General features: G+C 63.0%; 19 protein-coding genes. 9 read left to right on the top strand and 10 right to left on the bottom strand.

All coding sequences use genetic code 11. From position 1 onward, the window contains the following. The first annotated feature begins 103 nt into the window (after positions 1–103). The 4 genes from EOA78_RS11125 to EOA78_RS11110 all read left to right on the top strand — a co-directional run bounded on the left by EOA78_RS11125 (position 104) and on the right by EOA78_RS11110 (position 4,829). The gene (locus EOA78_RS11125; protein ID WP_127315205.1) at positions 104–1,135 is read left to right on the top strand and encodes a BMP family protein; all 1,032 of its coding nucleotides are present in this window, start codon (positions 104–106) and stop codon (positions 1,133–1,135) included. Positions 1,136–1,321: 186 nt separating this feature from the next. Beyond that, positions 1,322–2,833, top strand: a complete 1,512-nt coding sequence (locus tag EOA78_RS11120) for an ABC transporter ATP-binding protein (protein WP_127315204.1) — start codon at positions 1,322–1,324, stop codon at positions 2,831–2,833. Further along, a complete protein-coding gene (locus tag EOA78_RS11115) occupies positions 2,833–3,888 on the top strand; it encodes an ABC transporter permease (RefSeq protein WP_127315203.1) in 1,056 nt (351 codons plus the stop codon). Before EOA78_RS11120 ends, EOA78_RS11115 begins: the two co-directional genes overlap by 1 nt. Then, complete coding sequence (locus EOA78_RS11110; RefSeq protein WP_127315202.1) at positions 3,885–4,829, top strand: ABC transporter permease; 945 nt, start codon at positions 3,885–3,887, stop codon at positions 4,827–4,829. The genes EOA78_RS11115 and EOA78_RS11110 overlap by 4 nt, the downstream gene beginning before the upstream one ends. 197 nt (positions 4,830–5,026) lie before the next feature. Here EOA78_RS11110 and EOA78_RS37005 read toward each other — a convergent pair whose 3' ends face one another. The 4 genes from EOA78_RS37005 to EOA78_RS11095 form a co-directional block, all read right to left on the bottom strand. Continuing rightward, positions 5,027–5,236, bottom strand: coding sequence for a hypothetical protein (locus tag EOA78_RS37005; RefSeq protein WP_245477470.1), 210 nt, complete (start codon positions 5,234–5,236; stop codon positions 5,027–5,029). Beyond that, positions 5,226–5,912, bottom strand: coding sequence for an NAD(P)H-binding protein (locus EOA78_RS11105; protein WP_245477469.1), 687 nt, complete (start codon positions 5,910–5,912; stop codon positions 5,226–5,228). The genes EOA78_RS37005 and EOA78_RS11105 overlap by 11 nt, the downstream gene beginning before the upstream one ends. A gap of 143 nt (positions 5,913–6,055) precedes the next feature. After that, positions 6,056–8,275, bottom strand: a complete 2,220-nt coding sequence (locus tag EOA78_RS11100) for a molybdopterin cofactor-binding domain-containing protein (protein ID WP_127315201.1) — start codon at positions 8,273–8,275, stop codon at positions 6,056–6,058. A gap of 3 nt (positions 8,276–8,278) precedes the next feature. Then, positions 8,279–8,731: a (2Fe-2S)-binding protein gene (locus EOA78_RS11095; protein WP_127315200.1), complete on the bottom strand. Its 453-nt coding sequence runs from the start codon at positions 8,729–8,731 to the stop codon at positions 8,279–8,281. A 243-nt stretch (positions 8,732–8,974) separates the two neighbouring features. Between EOA78_RS11095 and EOA78_RS11090 the strand changes: the two genes are divergently transcribed. Further along, positions 8,975–9,952 (top strand): AraC family transcriptional regulator, encoded by a 978-nt coding sequence (locus tag EOA78_RS11090; RefSeq protein WP_127315231.1) that lies wholly within the window; start codon positions 8,975–8,977, stop codon positions 9,950–9,952. 23 nt (positions 9,953–9,975) lie between these two features. Here the strand turns inward: EOA78_RS11090 and EOA78_RS11085 are convergent, their stop codons facing one another. The 4 genes from EOA78_RS11085 to EOA78_RS11070 form a co-directional block, all read right to left on the bottom strand. Beyond that, positions 9,976–10,296 (bottom strand): hypothetical protein, encoded by a 321-nt coding sequence (locus EOA78_RS11085; RefSeq protein ID WP_127315199.1) that lies wholly within the window; start codon positions 10,294–10,296, stop codon positions 9,976–9,978. A gap of 4 nt (positions 10,297–10,300) precedes the next feature. Next, positions 10,301–10,609 (bottom strand): YggT family protein, encoded by a 309-nt coding sequence (locus tag EOA78_RS11080; protein ID WP_127315198.1) that lies wholly within the window; start codon positions 10,607–10,609, stop codon positions 10,301–10,303. Positions 10,610–10,716: 107 nt separating this feature from the next. Continuing rightward, a complete protein-coding gene (locus tag EOA78_RS11075) occupies positions 10,717–12,705 on the bottom strand; it encodes a sodium:solute symporter family protein (RefSeq protein WP_245477468.1) in 1,989 nt (662 codons plus the stop codon). Between the two features lie 14 nt (positions 12,706–12,719). Continuing rightward, positions 12,720–12,974, bottom strand: a complete 255-nt coding sequence (locus EOA78_RS11070; protein WP_127315197.1) for a DUF4212 domain-containing protein — start codon at positions 12,972–12,974, stop codon at positions 12,720–12,722. A 301-nt stretch (positions 12,975–13,275) separates the two neighbouring features. Here EOA78_RS11070 and EOA78_RS11065 point away from each other — a divergent pair, with 301 nt between their 5' ends. Then, entirely contained in the window at positions 13,276–13,908 is a 633-nt protein-coding gene (locus EOA78_RS11065; RefSeq protein WP_127315196.1) for a hypothetical protein, read from the top strand. Positions 13,909–13,974: 66 nt separating this feature from the next. Here the strand turns inward: EOA78_RS11065 and EOA78_RS11060 are convergent, their stop codons facing one another. Next, positions 13,975–16,104 carry a DUF294 nucleotidyltransferase-like domain-containing protein gene (locus EOA78_RS11060; RefSeq protein WP_127315195.1) on the bottom strand — a complete coding sequence of 710 codons (2,130 nt, stop codon included), beginning with the start codon at positions 16,102–16,104 and terminating at the stop codon, positions 13,975–13,977. A 181-nt stretch (positions 16,105–16,285) separates the two neighbouring features. Beyond that, positions 16,286–16,474, bottom strand: coding sequence for a hypothetical protein (locus EOA78_RS35925; protein ID WP_164783719.1), 189 nt, complete (start codon positions 16,472–16,474; stop codon positions 16,286–16,288). Between EOA78_RS35925 and EOA78_RS11055 the strand changes: the two genes are divergently transcribed. From EOA78_RS11055 to EOA78_RS11045, 3 genes are all read left to right on the top strand, one after another. Further along, on the top strand, positions 16,473–16,787 hold the full coding sequence (locus EOA78_RS11055; RefSeq protein WP_245477467.1) for a hypothetical protein: 315 nt from the start codon (positions 16,473–16,475) through the stop codon (positions 16,785–16,787). The genes EOA78_RS35925 and EOA78_RS11055 overlap by 2 nt on opposite strands. 204 nt (positions 16,788–16,991) lie before the next feature. Then, positions 16,992–17,147, top strand: a complete 156-nt coding sequence (locus tag EOA78_RS11050; protein WP_127315193.1) for a hypothetical protein — start codon at positions 16,992–16,994, stop codon at positions 17,145–17,147. Between the two features lie 133 nt (positions 17,148–17,280). Beyond that, complete coding sequence (locus EOA78_RS11045) at positions 17,281–18,231, top strand: LLM class flavin-dependent oxidoreductase (protein WP_127315192.1); 951 nt, start codon at positions 17,281–17,283, stop codon at positions 18,229–18,231. The last annotated feature ends 13 nt before the right edge of the window (positions 18,232–18,244 follow it).

Below are 18,244 nucleotides of genomic sequence, written 5' to 3'. Positions count from 1 at the left end.
AATTTGACCATGTGGACAAAGGTGAGGCTCCGATCCATAGTTGCCCAGCTGACAATTCAAAGAAACAGCCGGCTCGCCACGGCGCCAATCAGAGGGGCATGCAATGGAAAACGGGAAGAGCAAAGTCCAGTCGAAATGCGAAGGGCTTTCGCGACGCAGCGTTCTGGAACTGGGCGCGCTCGGCCTGGCTGCAACCATGCTGCCGGGTCTGGCCTTAGCTCAGGACAAGAAGCTGAAGGTGGCGGCGATCTTCGCCACGCCGACCGAGGAGCCGTGGGTCCACCAGATCCATGTCGCCCTGCAGAGGGCAGAGAAGGAACTCGGCATCGAGTACAAATGGTCGGAGAAGGTGCAGACCGCCGATTTCAGCCGTGTGATGCGCGAATATGCGCAAGGTGGCTATGAGCTGGTTCTCGGCGATGCTTTCGCGGCCGAGCGTGAATCCCGCCGGACGGCCAAGCAGTTTCCGAAGGTCGCCTTCCTGTTCGGCTCCGGCGCCGGGCCGGCCGAGCCGAATTTCGCAGTCTTCGACAATTGGATCCACGAGCCGGCTTATCTCTCCGGCCTGATCGCCGGAAAGATGTCGAAATCAGGCACGATCGGTGCCGTTGCGGCGATGGGCATTCCGGAAGTGAACCGGCTGGTCAATGCCTTCTTTGCCGGCGCCCGGGAGGTCAATCCTGACATCAAGCGAAAGGTCGCTTTCATCGGCTCTTTCTTCGACCCGCCAAAGGCCAAGGAAGCGGCTATCGCCCAGATCGACGCTGGTGTCGACGTGATCTATGCCGAACGTTTCGGAGTCATCGAAGCGGCGGTCGAGAGGAAGATCCTCGCCATCTCCAACATGTCCGACCAGTCCAACCTCGGCCCGGACACGGTGATAACCGGCCCGGTGTGGGACATGTATCCGACGGTCGAGCACGCGATCAAACTGGTCAAGGCCGGCGTCTTCACCGCGCAGGATTACGGTGATTTCTCGCGCATGGCTAAGGGCGGTTCCTTTCTGGCGCCGTACCACAAATTCGACAAGACGTTGCCCGCCGACGTCAAGGAGCTGGTCGAGAAGAAAAAGGCCGAAATCCTCGACGGCAATTTCCGCGTCGATGTCGACGAGAACACGCCGGTTTCGGATTGAGCGGCGCAGCCCTCCCCCTTGAGGGGAGGGTGGCCCGCAGGGCCGGGTGGGGTCCGCTGTAACGCGCTCCATCCTTATCAGTCTAAAGGTCGAGGCAGCTGAGGTGACCCCTCCCGCCTCGCTTCGCTCGGCACCCTCCCCTCAAGGGGAGGGGTATCCGCGCCATCTCTCACCGGGAGCCCCATCTTGCCCGCCCCACTCATCGAAATGCGCGGCATCTCCAAGAGCTTCGGCGCCGTCAAGGCAAACGAAGCCGTCGATCTCAGCGTCGCGCCGGGTGAGATTCTCGGGCTGCTGGGTGAAAACGGCGCCGGCAAGACGACGCTGATGAACGTGCTGTTCGGCGCCTATGCGCCCGACGTCGGCGAGATCCTGGTTCAGGGCCGGCCGGTGACGATCAACAGCTCGGCCGACGCGCTTGCCGCCGGCATCGGCATGGTGCACCAGCACTTTCATCTCGCACCGCGGCTTTCGGTGCTGGAAAACCTGCTGATAGGCATTCCCGGAAAGTCGGGCCGGATCGATCGCGTCGGCGGGCTGGCGCGGCTGGGCGAGATCGGCCGGCAGCACGGGCTCACGCTTGATCCGGACCTTCCCGTCTCGGCATTATCGATCGGCGAGCAGCAGCGGCTCGAAATCGTCAAGGCTCTGTTTCGCGGTGCAAGGCTGCTGATCCTCGACGAGCCGACGGCGGTGCTGGCGCCGACAGAGGTCGACGGGCTGTTTTCGGCGCTGCGCTCGATGGCGGCCCAGGGCCTCGGCATCATCTTCATCTCGCATAAGCTCAACGAGGTTAGGGCGCTCACCCATCGCTGCGTGGTGCTGCGGCATGGCCGAGTGACCGGGCGCGTCGATACCCCCGCAAGCACGACATCCTCGGAGATGGCGCGGCTGATGTGCGGCCACGAGATCGTTCCGCCGGCCAGGGGACCATCGACGCCAGGTGCCGCGGTGCTGACCCTCGACGGCATCTCGACGTCGCGGCATTCCGGCATGGCGCTGCGCCACGTGTCGCTCTTCGTGCGTGCCGGCGAGATCCTCGGCATTGCCGGTGTCGCGGGCAATGGCCAGCGGGCGCTTGCCGAGGTGATCTCCGGCGTTCGCGCGCCCGATGCCGGCCGGATGACGATAGCCGGCAAAATGGTCTCGCGGTTCTCGCCTCGCGAGGTGCAGGCGCTCGGGCTCGGGCGCATTCCGGAAGACCGGATGACGACCGGGCTGGTCACCAATTTGCCGCTGGCGGATTCGATGGTGCTGCCGCGCATCGGCACGGGGGCGTTCAGCCGCAACGGCCTGCTCAGGCCGGATGCGATCCGCGCCTTCGCCGAAGCGCAGATCAAGGCCTATGACATACGCTGCCCCGGACCGATGACGCGGGCCGGAGTGCTGTCCGGTGGCAATCTGCAAAAGGCGCTGCTGGCGCGCGAGCTCGCCTTCGACCCCAAGGTGCTGATCGTGTCGCAGCCGACGCGCGGTCTCGACATCGGTGCGGCGCGCTTCATCCACGAAAAGTTCCTCGACATGCGTGGCAGGGGCTGCGGCATCATCGTCCTCGGCGAGGATCTCGAAGAGCTGCTCATGCTCTGCGACCGCATCGCGGTGATGTATGAGGGACGGATCGTCGGCACGCTCGACAGCGCCGACGCGACCATTGCGCGGCTCGGCCTGATGATGACCGGGGCGGAGGGGACAGCCTGATGTTTCGCCTCGAAGCCCGCACCAGCACGCCCGGCTGGTTCAATCTCGCTCTGCCGCTGCTGGCGATCGGCGCAACGCTGGTGCTGTGCAGCGGCCTCATCGCGCTAGCCGGTGCCGGCGTCATCGAAGCCTATGGCGTGATGTTCTCGGCGTCGCTGGGCGACAGCTACGCCATCACCGAAACGCTGGTGCGCGCGACCCCGATGATCTTTACCGGGCTGGCCGTCGCCGTCGCCTTCCGTGCCAAATTCTGGAATATCGGCGCCGAGGGGCAGTTGCTGGCCGGTGCGGTGGCGAGCTGCGCGGTCGGGGCCATCCCGATGCCGGGGCCGCTCGCCATGCTTCTGATGGCGGTGGCAGGCGCTGCCGCCGGTGCCGCAGTCGCCCTGGTGCCGGCGACGCTGCGCGTCAAATTTAGTGTTGATGACGTGGTCAGCTCGCTGCTGCTCAACTCGGTCATCTTCTACGCCCTGATGGCGCTGATCGAGGGCCCGTGGAAAGACACGTTCAGCGGCTACCCGATCTCGCCGCCGATCGAGGATTCCGCGAATTTCCCGGTGCTGCTCGAAGGCACGCGGCTGCATCTCGGCGTTGTGGCGGCGTTCCTTGCTGCGCCGGTCGTCTGGTTCCTGATCGCGCGCACGACGCTCGGCTTCAGGATCAGGGTCATCGGCGAAAATCCCGAAGCTGCGCGCTATGGCGGCATTCATGTCGAGCGCGTGCTGATCTCGACGGCGCTGCTGTCCGGCGCGCTGGCCGGGCTTGCCGGCGCCGGCGAGGTCGGCGGCGTGCATTTCCAGGTGATGAGCGACATCTCGCCGGGCTATGGCTATTCCGGCATCGTCGTTGCCATGCTGGCGAGGCTCAACCCGCTCGGCGTGGTGCCGGCGGCGCTCTTCCTCGCCGCCGTCATGACCGGTGCCGAGGCAATGTCGCGGGCCACCGGCGTTCCGGCCTTCCTCAGCGACGTCATCCAGGGAACCGCGCTGCTCGCCATGCTGGTGGCGCTGCTGTTCACCGCCTACCGCATCCGCCGCGTGGGGACAGCCAAATGAGCGTGGTGCTCGAACAGATTTTTCAGGTCGGCTTCCTCGCCGCCATCATCCGCATCGCCACGCCGCTGGCTTTTGCGACGTTGGGCGAGATGTTCTCCGAGCGGGCCGGCGTGCTCAATCTCGGCATCGAGGGCATCATGCTGTTGTCGGCGATGACCGGCTTCACCGCGACCAGCCTCAGCGGCAGCCTGTGGCTCGGCGTGCTTGCGGCAGTTGTCACCGGTGCGCTGATGGGTGCCGTGCATGCGCTGTTCACGGTGGCGCTCGGCCTCAGCCAGCACGTCTGCGGCATCGGCGTGACACTGTTCTCATCGGGGCTTGCCTATTTCCTCTACCGGCTGATCTTCGGCCAGCAATCGGTGCCGCCCAGCATCAAGAGTTTCGAGACGCTGCCGATTCCTGTTCTCTCCGACATCCCGGTGCTCGGACCAGCGGTGTTCAACCAGTTCTCGCTGGTCTACATGGCGATGGCAGCCGTTCCCCTGGCCGCCTCCGTGCTCTACCGGACGCCGTGGGGCCTGTCCGTGCGGATGGTCGGCGAAAATCCGCGCGCCGCCGATTCGGCCGGCGTCGGCGTTATCGCCACGCGCTTCCAGGCGGTGATTCTCGGCGGCGCCCTGATGGGGCTGGCTGGGGCCTTCCTGTCGATGGTGCAGTTCAACGCCTTCACTTTCGGCCTCGTCTCAGGGCGCGGCTGGGTGGCGATCGCGCTCGTCGTCTTCGGCCGCTGGGATCCCTGGCGTTCGGCGGGAGCGGCCCTGCTGTTCGCCTTCGTCGATGCCTTGCAGTTGCGCATGCAGGCGAGCGGGCTCGGCCACATCCCCTATGAGGCATTCCTGATGCTGCCCTTCATCTTCACCATCGTCGCCATGGCGGTGATGTCGCGCAACGCCGTCGCGCCTTCGGCGCTGCTCAAGCCGTTTCGCCGGGAAGAACGCTGACTAGAGCGGTTCATCGTTTCACGGAAACGCCGAACCGCTCTATCTCTTTGTTTTGCGCAATTCCGGACGGAAAACCGTTCACACTTTTCCTGGAATTGCTCTAAAGCGCGTCGCAATTCGACCGACGACGCGCTTTAGATTGTTGTCTTATGCATGTCGCTATCGCAAAACCGCTGCACACCTTTGCGCGACATGCATTAGCCGAGGACCGCCGGCTTCAGTATGTCCTGGCACCATTGGCGGAAGCTTGTGGGGGTGGTGGACTGTGGAGTGCGCGGCTCGGCGGTATCGAGATCTTCGTTCTTGGCTTCCAGCATGTCGACCATACCCTGCGCGAAAGCGTCGGAGGCGCCGCGTTCGATGAAACCCGCTCTGAATGCCTCGAAGGAGATCTGCTCAAAGCGCACTGGTTTTCCCAGCACCTTGCGACATGATCTGCGCCATGTCGTTGAAGGACAGGTCCTCTGGGCCGAGGATTGGGACACAGTCTTGTCCGCTCCAGGTGGGGTCGAGCAGCAGCTTGGCGGCGGCAGCGGCGATGTCGCGGGTGGCGCAGGTAGGAAGCTTGCGTTTCCCGGAGATTGGCCAGAAGAACATGCCCTGGCTCCTGATCGGCACCACCTGGCGCAAGATGTTGTCCATGAACGAAGGCATCGTCAGCGCCCGGTAGCTCACGCCCGTGCTCGCAATCAGATCGTCCATTGCCAGCGACGATGACACATGTCCGGCCTTCCCGGCCACCGCCGTCCCGCGACCAAGGGCCGACACCGCGACGACCCGTTTCACTCCCCGGCTCTTGATCGCGTCACAGGCCGGCCGGCTGAAATCCACATAGGCTGCCTCGACGTTCTCGGCGTGGACGTTTGGGGGCACCAGCCAGAACACGGCGTCGGCGCCAGCGAACGCATTGTTGACGACGCCGATGTCGCTATGCGACCCCTGCACGACCTCGACGCGCTCCCGCGTGTGCGAGGGCAGACGGGAGGGGTCGCGCGCGATCACGCGGATAGGCTCGTCGCTGCCGAGGAGAGTCTCAAGGACTTGGTGGCCGATGCTGCCTGTAGGTGTGGTGACGACGATCATATGGATCTCTCACTTCGTGTCGTGACCGCATTTCGCGATCGACGGGGATAGATGGCCCTCGCGTTCCCGGTCGATGGCGGTCGCCTGAATCATCCAGGCGACCGCCATGAGGGCAACGAGGCGAGGTGGTGAGCACCTTCAATTCAGGCGTTGAGCGCCGCCAGCACCCGCTCGGGCAGGAACGGATAGTGCCGGAGCCGCACGCCGCCGGTGAGCCGCGCCACCGCGTTGGCGATTGCGGGACCGATCGGCGGCAGCCCGACCTGGCCGACGCCTCCGATCGGATTCTCGGGCGTTGGAATCACGGTGACCTTGATGTCGGGCGCCTCGGACATGCGTATCACCCGATAGGTATCGAAGTTCGATTCCTGCACCTCGCCATCGACGATGTTGATCTGCTCGAACAGCGCATGGCTGGCGCCGCCCGTGATCCCGGTAATCATCAGCGCTTCGATGTTGCGCGGCTGTACCGCTATTCCCGGATCGACAGCGCACCACACGGTGTGCACGCGGATCTCGCCAGTCTCGCGGTCAAGCGAGACCTCGGCGATCTCGGCGCAGTGGGAGCCAAAGGCATCGGAATAGGCGATGCCCAGCGCCCGCCCGTCGCGTTGGCGGTCCCATTCCGCCATCCGCGCGACGGTCTCGATGACCTTGCGCGCTCGCGGCTGGTCTTTCAGGAGCTCGAGCCGAAGCGCCACAGGATCGACCTCCTTGGCGGTCGCGATTTCGTCGATGACACATTCGATGCCGAACCTAGTATAGCCAACCCCGACCCCGAACCAGAAGCCTATATCAAGGCCGTTATCCCTACGGATATACTCGATCTGATGCGCGGGGACGGCATAGTTGAAATGCGCGCCTTCGGTCACCACACTGTCGTGGCCGCCTTCGCTCTCGAACAGCTGCGGCATCGTGCGGGCAAAAATGGAATCCGCCACGATGCGGTGCCGCCAGCCGACGATGTTGCCGTCGACGTCGAGCCCGACCTGCACATGTTGCGCCTCGAGCGGCCGGTATTTGCCATGCTGGACGTCGTCTTCGCGGCTCCAGATGACCTTGACCGGGCGGCCTTGCACCGCCTTGGCCAGCGACACTGCATCAATGATGAAGTCGGCCTCGGCTTTGCGGCCAAAGCCGCCACCGAGCAGGGTGGTGTTCACCTTGACCTTGTCAGGGGTGGTGCCTGCTACCTCCGCGGCAAAGCCCTGAGTGCCTGTTGGGCCTTGCGTCGGCGCCCAGATTTCAACCGTATCGCCCGTCACCAGCGCCGTGGCGTTCATCGGCTCCATGGTCGCGTGGTGGACATGGTCGCTCATGTAATCGACCTCGATGACAGTTGCGGCCTTCGAGATCGCGGCCTGTGCGTCGCCCTCCGCGGCAGCGCTGACGCCGGTTTGAGCGAGGTCGCGGCCAATGCGGCGATATTCTTCCAAAAGCCGATCGCTGGTGTAGCTACGGATCCGCGACGACGTGGTCCACACAATTTTGAGCAGGTCCTTGGCCCGCTTCGTCGCCTCGACCGTTTCGCCGATGATGCCGACGCCGTAAGGCAACGGCAGGATTTGCGTGATGCCCGGCACGGCCCTGGCTTCGGCATCGTCGATGGTTTCCGGCTGTTCGCTCTGAACCGGCGCCCGCAGCACCGCTCCGTACAGCATGTCAGGGAGCTGCACGTCGATGCCGAAGATTGCGGTGCCGTCGACCTTCGAGGGCACGTCGACACGCGGTATCGTCAGCTTTCCGATATAGCGCCACTGATCGCTCGGCTTCAGATTGGCATCGGTCGCCTGCGGCAGCGGATCCGGAAGCGCGCCGGCCGCGGCGACCTCGCCGTAGTCGAGCGAGTGGCCCGATCGCGCGTGCACGACCCGGTTGGGCTCCGTCGTGAGTTCGCTCACCGGAACGTTCAGCATGGCGGCGGCACTTGCCAGGATGATCTTGCGGGTCTGGGCGCCGACCAGGCGCAGCATATTGTAATAGCCCCGCGTGGATTCACTGCCACCGGTGAGCTGTACACCGTAAAAGCCAGGGTTGCCGTACTTCTCTGCGTCGGACGGAGCCTGGACGACGCGAACCTTGTGCCAGTCGGCGTCCATGTCCTCGGCGATGAGCAGCGGTAGCGTCGTCATGATACCCTGCCCCATCTCGGATGCGGGTGACATGATGGTTACGGTGCCGTCGGCCGCGATGGTCAGCCAGGCGTTCGGCCGGTAGCTGCCCTCGACCGTCGGCGCCACGCTGGCGCCTGAGGCGTCCTGGAGCAGTCCTCCGAACGCAACTGCGATGCCGGTGACGCCGATGGTGATGAGGAAGCTGCGCCGCGAGAGCGCTCTGGTGTGCAGCTGCAATCTCTTGATCATGGCTCAGGCCTCCCGTGCGGCGCGCTGAATGGCGCTGATGATGCGCACATAGGTTCCGCAGCGGCAGATATTGCCGTCCATGTGTTCGACGATCTGATCGCGGGTGGGGTTGGGGTTGCTCTTGAGGAGCGCCGCCGCCTGCATGATCTGCCCCGACTGGCAATAGCCGCATTGCGGCACCTGCTCAGTGATCCAGGCCTGCTGCAGCGGATGGCTGGCGTCCGGCGACAGGCCTTCGATCGTCGTCACCTCCATTCCGGCAACGTCCTGGAGCATGGTCACGCAGGAGCGCGTCGGTTCGCCGTCGATGTGAACGGTGCAGGCGCCACACTGCGCGATGCCGCAGCCGAATTTGGTGCCGGTGAGTTTCAGATGCTCCCGTATCACCCACAAGAGCGGCGTGTCTGGCGCAGCGGCGAGATCCACCGCCCGTCCATTGATCGTGAACGCTGTCATGGCTATTGTTCCCTTAACTGGCGCGATCTTCTGATTTCTTTCAGTGATGATGGCAATTTTATCCGTCTTATCCGTAGACTTTTCTGTGGTATCCGTGACGATGATATCGTAAATGTTTCAATTATTTTATTATTACTTCGAATGTTGTCCCATTGCCGGAAACGTTGTTATTAAATAGCCGGTTGAGGAAATGTGATCTATGCTGTAAAGTCCGTATTATCTTCGCAATCGTCCGGGACGCCCATGGATCCGCTTTCAGATGTGCTGTCGCTTTTGAAGCCACGCAGTTATGTGTCCGCCGGCTTCGACGCGGGTGGAAACTGGTCAATCCAGTTCTCCGACCAGCACGAACTTATCAAATGCTACGCTGTGGTTTCCGGCGGGTGCTGGCTGTCAGTGGAAGGCGTTGCCGATGCGGTGCGGCTGGAGAAGGGGGACTGTTTCGTGCTGCCGAGCGGGCGGCCTTTCCGCCTCGCAAGCGACATGACTTTGACGCCTGTCGGAGCCGGCACGATTTTTCCCCCCGCGCGGGCTGGCGGCGTCGTGACGTATAATGGCGGCGGTGATTTTTTTCTTGTCGGCAGCCGCTTCGCCGTGACCGGCAGTCATGCCGGCATGCTGTTAGGCATGCTGCCGCCCATCGTCCATATCCGGAAAGAAACCGATCAGGCGGCGCTGCGCTGGTCGGTGGAGCGGATGATGCAGGAACTGCACGAGCCGCAGCCGGGCGGTTTCCTGGTCGCGCAACACCTCGCCCACATGATGTTGGTCCAGGCCCTGCGCCTGCATCTGGCGGAAGGGCTGGGAGGCGTTGGATGGTTTTTCGCCCTGGCAGATAGACAGATGGCTGCTGCGATCAACGCCATCCATGACGATCCGGCGCATCGCTGGACGTTGCAGGAGCTGGCGGCGCGTGCCGGCATGTCGCGATCGACCTTTGCCCTGAAGTTCAAGGAGATGGTTGGGACGTCACCGATGGAGTACCTGACCAATTGGCGAATGCTGCTGGCGGGAGACAGGCTGGCGAATTCCAGCGACCCAATTTCCGTCATTGCCCTGTCGCTCGGCTACGAGTCCGAAAGCGCCTTCAGTACGGCTTTCAAGAGGGTCATGAACTGCACACCACGGCAATATGGTCGTGGCCGGAGCCCCGCTTCCGCTTCAGCGTTCAGCACGCGCTCAGAGGACACGGCCGCTGCCCGCTGGTTGAAAGCCGGTTGATTTAGCCCGAGCCGAAGGAATTCTCAGCCGCCGCCTAGCGCCCGCATCACATTCGGCAGCGCCGGCAGCGTCAACAAAACCGTGCCGGCAAGCCAGATGGACGAGACGACGATGCTCCTGGGCTGCGCCGACCAGCGCTCATAAAGCGCGGCCGGTACGCCGGCGAGCATGATGGTCATCGTCGACAGGATCAGCGCACTTGCCATGTAAACGATCTGGCTTAAGGGAGGCGCCCAGCCCGGATACCAGACCGGATAGAACAGGAACACCAACAGCACCCACGGCGAAAAGATACCGTTGACGATGGCGACCGCCATGACCGGCACAAGAGCGTTTCTGTCCATTGCCTCAACCCCCTTGTGAAGCCATCGGCGCAACGCCGAAATTGATCAGCAAGACGAGATAGCCCACGCGCAAGGCCATAAGCCAGAGCACGCTGAAGACGATCACCACCGGCTGGGTCAGGATCGACGGCGTAATGGTCCGCACGATCCGCAGGGACGGGTCCGTGACGGTCTTGAAGAAGCGCCAGATGTAGTTGTCCCAGCTTTCGGGCACGAAGAGGCCGAGCAGGAGACGCCCCATCAGCGTGTACATCACCGCAGCAAGGATGAAATTCGGTATGTGGAAATACCAATAGGACCAGAAATCGTTCATGTGGGATTTCCCAAGCAGCGGCGCCGCCGCGTTATGCCAGCGACGCCTCCGAAATGAAAGCGGGGTCCGTCGCCGGACCCCGCTTCGAGCGCCGATCGCTATGCGGATCAGGCAGTCTTTTCTTCCATCATCTGCTTGCCGCGAGGTATGCGCAGTTCCTCGATGAACTCCTGCATTGCCAAAGATGGCTCCCTTGTCAGCCTGGAGACAACGATCATGACCAGGAAGCCGATAGGCAGACCGAACGCGGCTGCCGACAGGTTCTTGACGCCCCACCAGTTGGCGATGGTCTGGGCGTGCTTGTCTAGCGCCGCCCATGCAGCGGCCTGCGCGTCCGGAGCCGCAGAAGCCCAAGCCGTCTTCAGCTCGGCATATTTCGCAACGGCGTCAGCCGATGCCGCGGACAGGCCACTCCACATCTCGTAGAATCCTACTGCGCCGTAGCGGGTACCGAGCAAATAATAGAGGCAGATGCCGAAACCGGCGATCATGCCCGCGACGGCGCCGGCAGAGTTCGCGCGCTTCCACCAAACGCCGAGCACCAGCGCCGGGAACAGACCCGCGGCGGCGAGCGAGAATGCCCATGACACCATGGCGAGGATGTCGCCCGGCTTGGTCGACGCCACATAGGCGGCGGCGATGGCCACGAGCACGAGCAAAATACGCGACACCACCAGACGGCGGGCGGTCGGCGCATTCTGGTCGATCATCTTGTAGTAGATGTCGTGGCTGAGCGCATTGGCGATGGCCAGCAGCAAGCCGTCAGCCGTCGACAGCGCAGCGGCAAGACCGCCGGCGGCGACGAGGCCCGAGATGACGTAAGGCATGCCGGCCATTTCGGGCGTGGCCAGCACGATCATGTCGGCATTGAGGGTGATGTCGGCAAAGGAAAGTGCCGTCACGCCCTTGTCGGCGCAAGCCGCTGCGATCGCCGCGGCGTCGACGGCAGCCTGGCCGCAGATCTGTACGAGCGTCCCGTCGGCCGCCGCCCAGCGCATCATCCATCCGGCTTTTTCACTGATGTTTTCGGGCGTCAGGCCCGATGCCACCAGTTCGAGCATCGTCCACTTGGCAAACGCCGCGTAAGCCGGCGCAGTGAAGTAGAGGATGAAGATGAACAGCAGTGACCAGGCGACCGAGACACGCGCTTCACGCACCGACGGAGTGGTGAAATATCGCATCAGGACGTGCGGCAGGGATGCCGTTCCGACCATCAGGCAGAGAATAAGCAAGAAGTAGTTGAGCGCATTGTAGCCGCCATGCACGAATGGCGTGATGTGATGCACCGCTATGTTCTGCGCCGTTTCAAGTGCGGTGATGCCCACGAGTGCCTGGCCCTGCATCAATTGCGGTATCGGCACGCCGGTTTTCACGGTGGACATCCAGATGGCGGGGATCAGGTAGGCAATGATGAGCACGATGTACTGCGCGACCTGCGTCCACGTGACGGCGCGCATGCCGCCCAGCATCGAACAGACCAGGATGCCCGCAAGGCCGACATAGACAGCGACGTTGAAGTCGAGGCCGAGGAAGCGTGCCGAGATGATGCCGGTCGCGTAGATCTGCGCTACCACATAAGTGAAAGAGCAGGAGAACAGCACGATCACGCCGATGAAGCGCGCCAGATTGCCGCCATAGCGCGCCGACAGGAAGTCTGGAACCGTGTAGGCGCCGAACTTGCGCAAATAGGGGGCAACGAGGATGGCCACGAGCACGTAGCCGCCGGTCCAGCCCAGCACAAAGGCGAGGCCGTCATAGCCGAGCAGATAGAGAGTGCCTGCCATGCCGACGAAGGACGCGCCGGACATCCAGTCAGCGCCGGTCGCCATGCCATTGTATATCGCCGGGACCCGGCGCCCCGCCACGTAGTACTCGCCGACCTGCATGGTGCGGCTGACAATGCCGATGACGGCGTAGATTGTGATCGTGAACGCCACGAACAGATAGCCGATGATCCTGTTCGGGACGCCCATCGCGCTGATGATCGCCATCAGAATGATGAAGGCGATGAAGCCGCCGGTGTAAATGCCGTAGATGCGGCCGAGATTGGAGGTGAAGTCGCCTCCGCCTGCCGTAGTCGCTGTCATGTTAGCCATTGAAGTTCCCCCGATCATTCTTCATTGACGCCATGCTCTTCGTCGATTGCGTTCTGGCGCCGTGCGAACCAGAACAGCATGACGACGAAGGCGATGAGCGAACCCTGAGCGGCCATGTAGAAGCCGAGCGGAAAACCAAAAATGACGATGGTGTTGAGTTGCTCCACGAACATGTGGATGACGTAGCCGAAGAACACCCACAGGCCCAGCATGACGAACATGAGGCTCTTGGTCTTGTTCCAATAACTTACGCGGTCTGGTGTCGCCATAGCGTTGAACCTCCCTTGGTTGGCAGCTTGCGAACCGTCTCGGCCGCAAGGCGCCGTTTAAAGCTTGCCTCTTCCGCTAACGCGGAAGCCCTCCGGCATGTGTAGCGGTCAGGTATAGAATCAGTGACCGTAACTTTATAGGAGTAACACTTCTTGCCGCTTCTGTTCATACGACTTTAGAATCGATGAGAGGACTGGAGAACCGGTGAGAGGACTTGAATCGGTATGGGGGCTGGCGGCGCGGCGTCGCGGAGGCTAAACGGTCGACATCGGTTGGAAACAAAACCGAAGGGAGAGCGTCATGGGCCTGCTGAACGACCTATTGCCCGCGTTCCTGCGCAAGCCGCAGCCGATCGTCAGCGTCGACGATCTGGCTGACTTCATGGATTCGCGCGCCGCCTTTCTGGCCCAGAAAAGCATCGTCGAGTTCTGCCGCGTCAGGGCAGGGGTCTACTGGCAGAAGCTGTTCAGCGAGAAGGAGTTCCAGGCGGCGCTCAACCATTCACGCTGGCGCGCCTACCCTGCGTGCTATGCCATCGTTGCGGAAATGGTGGAGGGTGCGCTGCGCGAACCCGCCGGCTTGCGCCAGCGAGGCCTGCCAGCGGCGCTGGAAAAAGTGGCCTTGGCAAGCTTCTCCAAATATGCCGTTCCGGAGGGCTCGCCCCCGACTTTCTGGGAGAACGCCGCCGAGCTCACCCGTCAGCGCCTCGCCGCCACGCAGATCGGTCCGCCGCGGCCGGTGCGCGAAATCCCCGAGCCGCTGGCGCGAACGGTTTTCGAGATGGTCCCGATCCACCCCAACCTCCTGACCAACGACTACGATTACATCTTCAACTTCCTGAGAATGAATCTGCTGCGCGCGCATGAGGATTTCCTTGCGCAGGCTGACCGCAGCGCCCTCGTCGACGAGTTGCTGGGCGCGGCGCGCATCTGAGCTTTGTTCCGGCGCGCCGATATCCAGGGCTCCCCGTTCGGCCTCGCACCGTCCGAGCGTCGCCGGCTATGCGAACATCAGGTCCCGCACCAGGTCGGGTGCCGACTGGAGGCGCTTGATGAGGCTCTTGAGCTCTGATTGTTGCTCGCGCGTCAGGGCATTGATCTCAATGCGGTTAGATACCGGTATACCGGCGTAGATGTCATGCGTCTGCTGAGCGAGCAGCAAGCCGATCAGCATGGAATGGCCGGCCAGCATCGCCTTCATGTCGCGCTCGCCGCCGATATCCTGCGCGATCAGTTTCTCGAGCCGGACACGCGTGCTCCGCTCGCGGATGCCGTGGCGAATTGCAAGCGTGCGTGCGGTCACGACGATCGGAAAAAGGCCATACTTCTTGATGTCCAGCCGGCCATTTTCAAGCTGAAAGCCGCCAAAAACAGTGAAGGGATTGCCGGTCGTCATCTGCTCGCCGAGAAGCTTCGCGAATACCGGCTCGGCGTGGCCACGGTCATACGCATATTCGATGAACTGCGCGGCCAACGTCGTGTCGCCGTGGACCGGCCGCAGATCGTAGACGATATCGACGTTGAGCAGGTCCTCCGGCCGTAGGCGGCGAACCCAATCTTCGACGCGCCCCTTCCAGGTGCCGAGGCTTCCGCGGAATGCGGCGTTCGCGGCCATTACCCCGCCTTTGCAGTACGGTACGCCGGAGGCGTCGAGCATGTCGGCGAGCTTGGTCCCGAGATTTTTGAACCAGCTGTCTTCGGCCCCGCCCGGCTCGCCATCTGCGAAGACGATTGCGTTGTCCTGGTCGGGGGCCATCAGGCTTTCGCCACGGCCGCCCGAGCCGAGCACGAGCACGGCGTAGACGCAGGGCGGCGGGCCGTGACCTTCGATCTGCATCTGTTGTTCGGCAAGCACGGCGGCGCGGCGGGTAAGCGAGCAAAGTTCATCGCTGATAATTTCCGCCACCACGCGCGGGTCGATTGCTTCGCCGATGAGCGAACGAACCACGCCCGGCAGCATCGACCAGGTGGCCGCCAGTTCGGCGGCGTCCTTGGCATGTTCGATCGTGTCGTCGAGATCGATGGCAGCGGCGGCGCGAAGCCTCAGCAGGTCACGCGCCGAAAGCACGCCGACCGGCACGCCCTCGGCGTCGCGGACGGCGAGGTGGCGGACTTTCAGCCGATCCATGCGGCCGATCGCCCGATAAGCGAAGGCGGCGGCGCGGATGCTTATCAGCGGTCGCGTTGCGATGCTTCCGACCGGCATGTCAAAAGCCCGCTCGGCGTCGGACGATATGCGGCGCAGCAGGTCACGCTCGGTAACGATGCCATACTCCTCAATCGGTCGATCCGGCGTTCCTCCGTCGGACACCAGGACCGAGCTGATCTTGCGCTTGACCATGAGGTCGATGACCTGCCTTGTCGGTTTGGTCGACTTCACCACGACTGGCGGGCTGCTCATGAGGCTGCCGACGCGATGGCGATAGGCATAGGGATCAACCGGCTGAAACGCGGGAGCCTGGGGTCGCGACACCGGCTCGGCCCAGCCCGCGCGATGGCCGGCTTCGAGAGCATCCGAAAGGGCAAGGCAGGCGACTTCGGCCTCTCCGAGTGTTCGGATGTTGCGCTTGCGCAACTCCGGTATCAACCCGGCAAAGATGTCTCCCGCCGCGATCGCATCGCCCAGAGCCGAATGGCGGCCAGCTATCTCCAGGCGAAGCCAGGCGGCGATCGTCTCCAGCGAATGGTCCGCCAGATTGGGATTTGCTATGGTTGCAAGAAGCCGGACGCACAGCGCCCGAGGCTTTGCCCAGGGCAAACTGGCGCGTCGGCATTCGCGCTCCAATACCGCCAGGTCGAAGCCGATCGAGTGGCCGACGAGGATGCGATCCCCGACGAACTCCTGGAATTGCGCCCATGCATCCGGGAAGCTCCCGGCTCCGTCAACATCGGCATCCGTGATGCCGTGGACTAGCGAGGCCTCAGGCGGGATTGCTTCACCGGGATCGATCAGGAGAGCGAGCTCAGATTCCCGGACGACCTTGCCATGGGCGATGCCGATCGCGCCAATCTGGACCACGCGCGCCTTGGTGGCGTCGGGCCCGGTTGTTTCGGTGTCAACGGCGGCGGCCGCAATTGCTATCAGCGGTGTCGCGCCGGTCGCCGGCTTTAGTTTCGTCCCTTTCGGCATAGCCGATAACCTTCCTCTGCCGGATGTCCCGGCTTGCCGAGACAGTACTCTGTCGATGCCGGAAAGGTCGATCCTGCTCGCCCTGCAGCATAGAGCGCGCCGGCGGGCCGCGTCGATGGCCGAATTTCAGGCTATGGCGTTCGCAAAGATGCGCCGGAGAGCTACGCGCCCTGCACGTCTATTACTGAATCCCGAAGGTACACCCGTCCAGGCGGCACATTCGCCTTAACGTGATTTGATCCGGTCGCAGCGCTCGCACATTGTCGGCCAGTTTGTTGCCGAGGCGGCCGATGGATGAGATCAGGCGGGTTGCTGTGGAGTGCATCGGGCGCGCCGTGATGTTCGGATCGCTTGCCATCGGCTGTGTCATGGTCGGCTTCTCCTTCAGCCCGGTGTCCGCCTTCCGCTCCGGCGCGTTCCTCACGCTGACCATGGTTTTGGCACTGATGTGGAAAGCCACGACCGCAGCCAGCAAGAATCCCAAGCACACCGAAGTCTGGCTCTACCTTGACGAGAAATCGCGCCCAGCCGATGCCCCGGCGCGACGGGTGTTCGGCACCATCATGAGCGACGTTTATAGACTCTACGCCCGGATCGCGCTCGGCGTGGCGGTTGGGTTCTTCCTGGTGTCGCTCGTGCTGATGCTATTCGGTCTGGAAGCTTACAGGCCGCCCAGCAAATAGGCGGCCGCTCCGCAATCCCTGTCCCTCCGCCCGCATGAGCCCGGCGTTTTGCCATCGGGCCGATCGGCCCCGGACGTGCCGAGCTAAGCAGCAAACAAACCAAATTGTCATCCGGTTGGAGAAAAACATTCCAAGGATCGCTGGAAAATAGCACTCGACAAAGTCTACTGATTTTATAGATTAACCGCTGAGACGGAGGTCGATATGTCCTATTTCCAGAACGCCCGGACTGCCCGCAAAGGCCAAAGGCTTGGTTCTGAACAGACTTGGCGGCCGGCCTATGCGGGCGCCTTTGCCTATCTCGTCTTTGCCCTTGCGTTCGTGTTCACCGGGGCAGTCGTTCTGGGTCTTATTCCCTGATCATGGAGCCCTGAGTGATCGGGTCCTGACTTACAGGGATAGCGATCTGCCGTTTCGCAATATCGGAGTTGAATGAACCGAATGCCGGTGTGCTTCTGCGCGCCCTGATCTCAACGTGATGGAGGAGATGGCAATGCCGATCGAGTTCACGCATGTTCCCGGTAAAACTCACCCCGCCGACCTAACCGTGCCGTTTTTCAACGATTTCGCGGAAACCGCGTCAAAGCTGTCGCTGATCGAGGACGTCGGCTTCCAAAAGATCATCGTCGACGATCCGGGCGGGCTGCTGACCAATATGGATATTGCCGCCCGGGCGCTTGACCGCACCTCATCGCTTGAGGTCGTTCTCACGCATTGGGCGGGCGTTATCGAGCCGGCGGCGGCGGCACGGCAATTGGCGGCCCTCGACGCAAAAAGCGGCGGGCGGTTGTCGCTCAGGATGCTCAGCGAGCCGCTCAACGACGACGATGCCGAGGCACGTGCGGTCGGCCACACGCTCATCTGGCAGCGGATCGACGAATATCTGGTGCTGCTGAAGCGGTTGTGGTCGAACGACAGGCCGTTCGATCATGAAGGCGCCTTCTACAGCGTCAGGGGCGGCTATGTGCCGCGCAAGGGACCGCATAGCGCCGAGATGGCCATCCGCATGGGCGGACAGTCCGGAACGGCGCTCAGGGTCGCCGGGCGGCATGCCGATGTCTTTGAACTGGCGCCGGGTTCGCTCGACGAGATCCGGCAGCTGATGGAGCGGGTGCGCAGTGCCGCCGCCGAACACGGCCGGGCCCACAAGCTGCGTTTCGCGCTTCCCGTCCGGATCCGTTCGGAGGACAATGCCGCTGTCTCCGGCCAAAAGGCGGTCGAAATTGCCGGGCCGCCGGCGCAGGTCGCGTTGTCGCTGCTTCCTTATGCGACCCTGGGAATCGAGGAATTCATGATCGTCGGCATCGACAGGCCGCGCGAGATCGCAATGGCTGGCCGCGAAACTATCGCGCTGCTGCGCAACGCTCTGGCGCGCCGCGAAACCGATGCCCCTCAGCCCGGCGCGTTTGCGTCTCGCGTGATCCGGGAAGCACGCGCCGGCTGAGCGTGGCAGGACA

The sequence above is a fragment of the Mesorhizobium sp. M5C.F.Cr.IN.023.01.1.1 genome (assembly GCF_003997585.1).
Lineage (GTDB): Bacteria > Pseudomonadota > Alphaproteobacteria > Rhizobiales > Rhizobiaceae > Mesorhizobium > Mesorhizobium wenxiniae.
This window is presented reverse-complemented; position numbering and strand designations above follow the sequence as displayed.

What these genes read in the sequence shown, in the direction of transcription:
- EOA78_RS11065 (WP_127315196.1), top strand. Translation starts at nt 13,276, where the DNA reads ATGGGCCTGCTGAACGACCTATTGCCCGCGTTCCTGCGCAAGCCGCAG.
- EOA78_RS35925 (WP_164783719.1), bottom strand. Translation starts at nt 16,474, where the DNA reads ATGACACAGCCGATGGCAAGCGATCCGAACATCACGGCGCGCCCGATG.
- EOA78_RS11090 (WP_127315231.1), top strand. Translation starts at nt 8,975, where the DNA reads ATGGATCCGCTTTCAGATGTGCTGTCGCTTTTGAAGCCACGCAGTTAT.
- EOA78_RS11080 (WP_127315198.1), bottom strand. Translation starts at nt 10,609, where the DNA reads ATGAACGATTTCTGGTCCTATTGGTATTTCCACATACCGAATTTCATC.
- EOA78_RS11115 (WP_127315203.1), top strand. Translation starts at nt 2,833, where the DNA reads ATGTTTCGCCTCGAAGCCCGCACCAGCACGCCCGGCTGGTTCAATCTC.
- EOA78_RS11110 (WP_127315202.1), top strand. Translation starts at nt 3,885, where the DNA reads ATGAGCGTGGTGCTCGAACAGATTTTTCAGGTCGGCTTCCTCGCCGCC.
- EOA78_RS11105 (WP_245477469.1), bottom strand. Translation starts at nt 5,912, where the DNA reads ATGATCGTCGTCACCACACCTACAGGCAGCATCGGCCACCAAGTCCTT.
- EOA78_RS11075 (WP_245477468.1), bottom strand. Translation starts at nt 12,705, where the DNA reads ATGGCTAACATGACAGCGACTACGGCAGGCGGAGGCGACTTCACCTCC.
- EOA78_RS11125 (WP_127315205.1), top strand. Translation starts at nt 104, where the DNA reads ATGGAAAACGGGAAGAGCAAAGTCCAGTCGAAATGCGAAGGGCTTTCG.
- EOA78_RS11100 (WP_127315201.1), bottom strand. Translation starts at nt 8,275, where the DNA reads ATGATCAAGAGATTGCAGCTGCACACCAGAGCGCTCTCGCGGCGCAGC.
- EOA78_RS11085 (WP_127315199.1), bottom strand. Translation starts at nt 10,296, where the DNA reads ATGGACAGAAACGCTCTTGTGCCGGTCATGGCGGTCGCCATCGTCAAC.
- EOA78_RS11060 (WP_127315195.1), bottom strand. Translation starts at nt 16,104, where the DNA reads ATGCCGAAAGGGACGAAACTAAAGCCGGCGACCGGCGCGACACCGCTG.
- EOA78_RS11070 (WP_127315197.1), bottom strand. Translation starts at nt 12,974, where the DNA reads ATGGCGACACCAGACCGCGTAAGTTATTGGAACAAGACCAAGAGCCTC.
- EOA78_RS11050 (WP_127315193.1), top strand. Translation starts at nt 16,992, where the DNA reads ATGTCCTATTTCCAGAACGCCCGGACTGCCCGCAAAGGCCAAAGGCTT.
- EOA78_RS11045 (WP_127315192.1), top strand. Translation starts at nt 17,281, where the DNA reads ATGCCGATCGAGTTCACGCATGTTCCCGGTAAAACTCACCCCGCCGAC.
- EOA78_RS11055 (WP_245477467.1), top strand. Translation starts at nt 16,473, where the DNA reads ATGGTCGGCTTCTCCTTCAGCCCGGTGTCCGCCTTCCGCTCCGGCGCG.
- EOA78_RS11095 (WP_127315200.1), bottom strand. Translation starts at nt 8,731, where the DNA reads ATGACAGCGTTCACGATCAATGGACGGGCGGTGGATCTCGCCGCTGCG.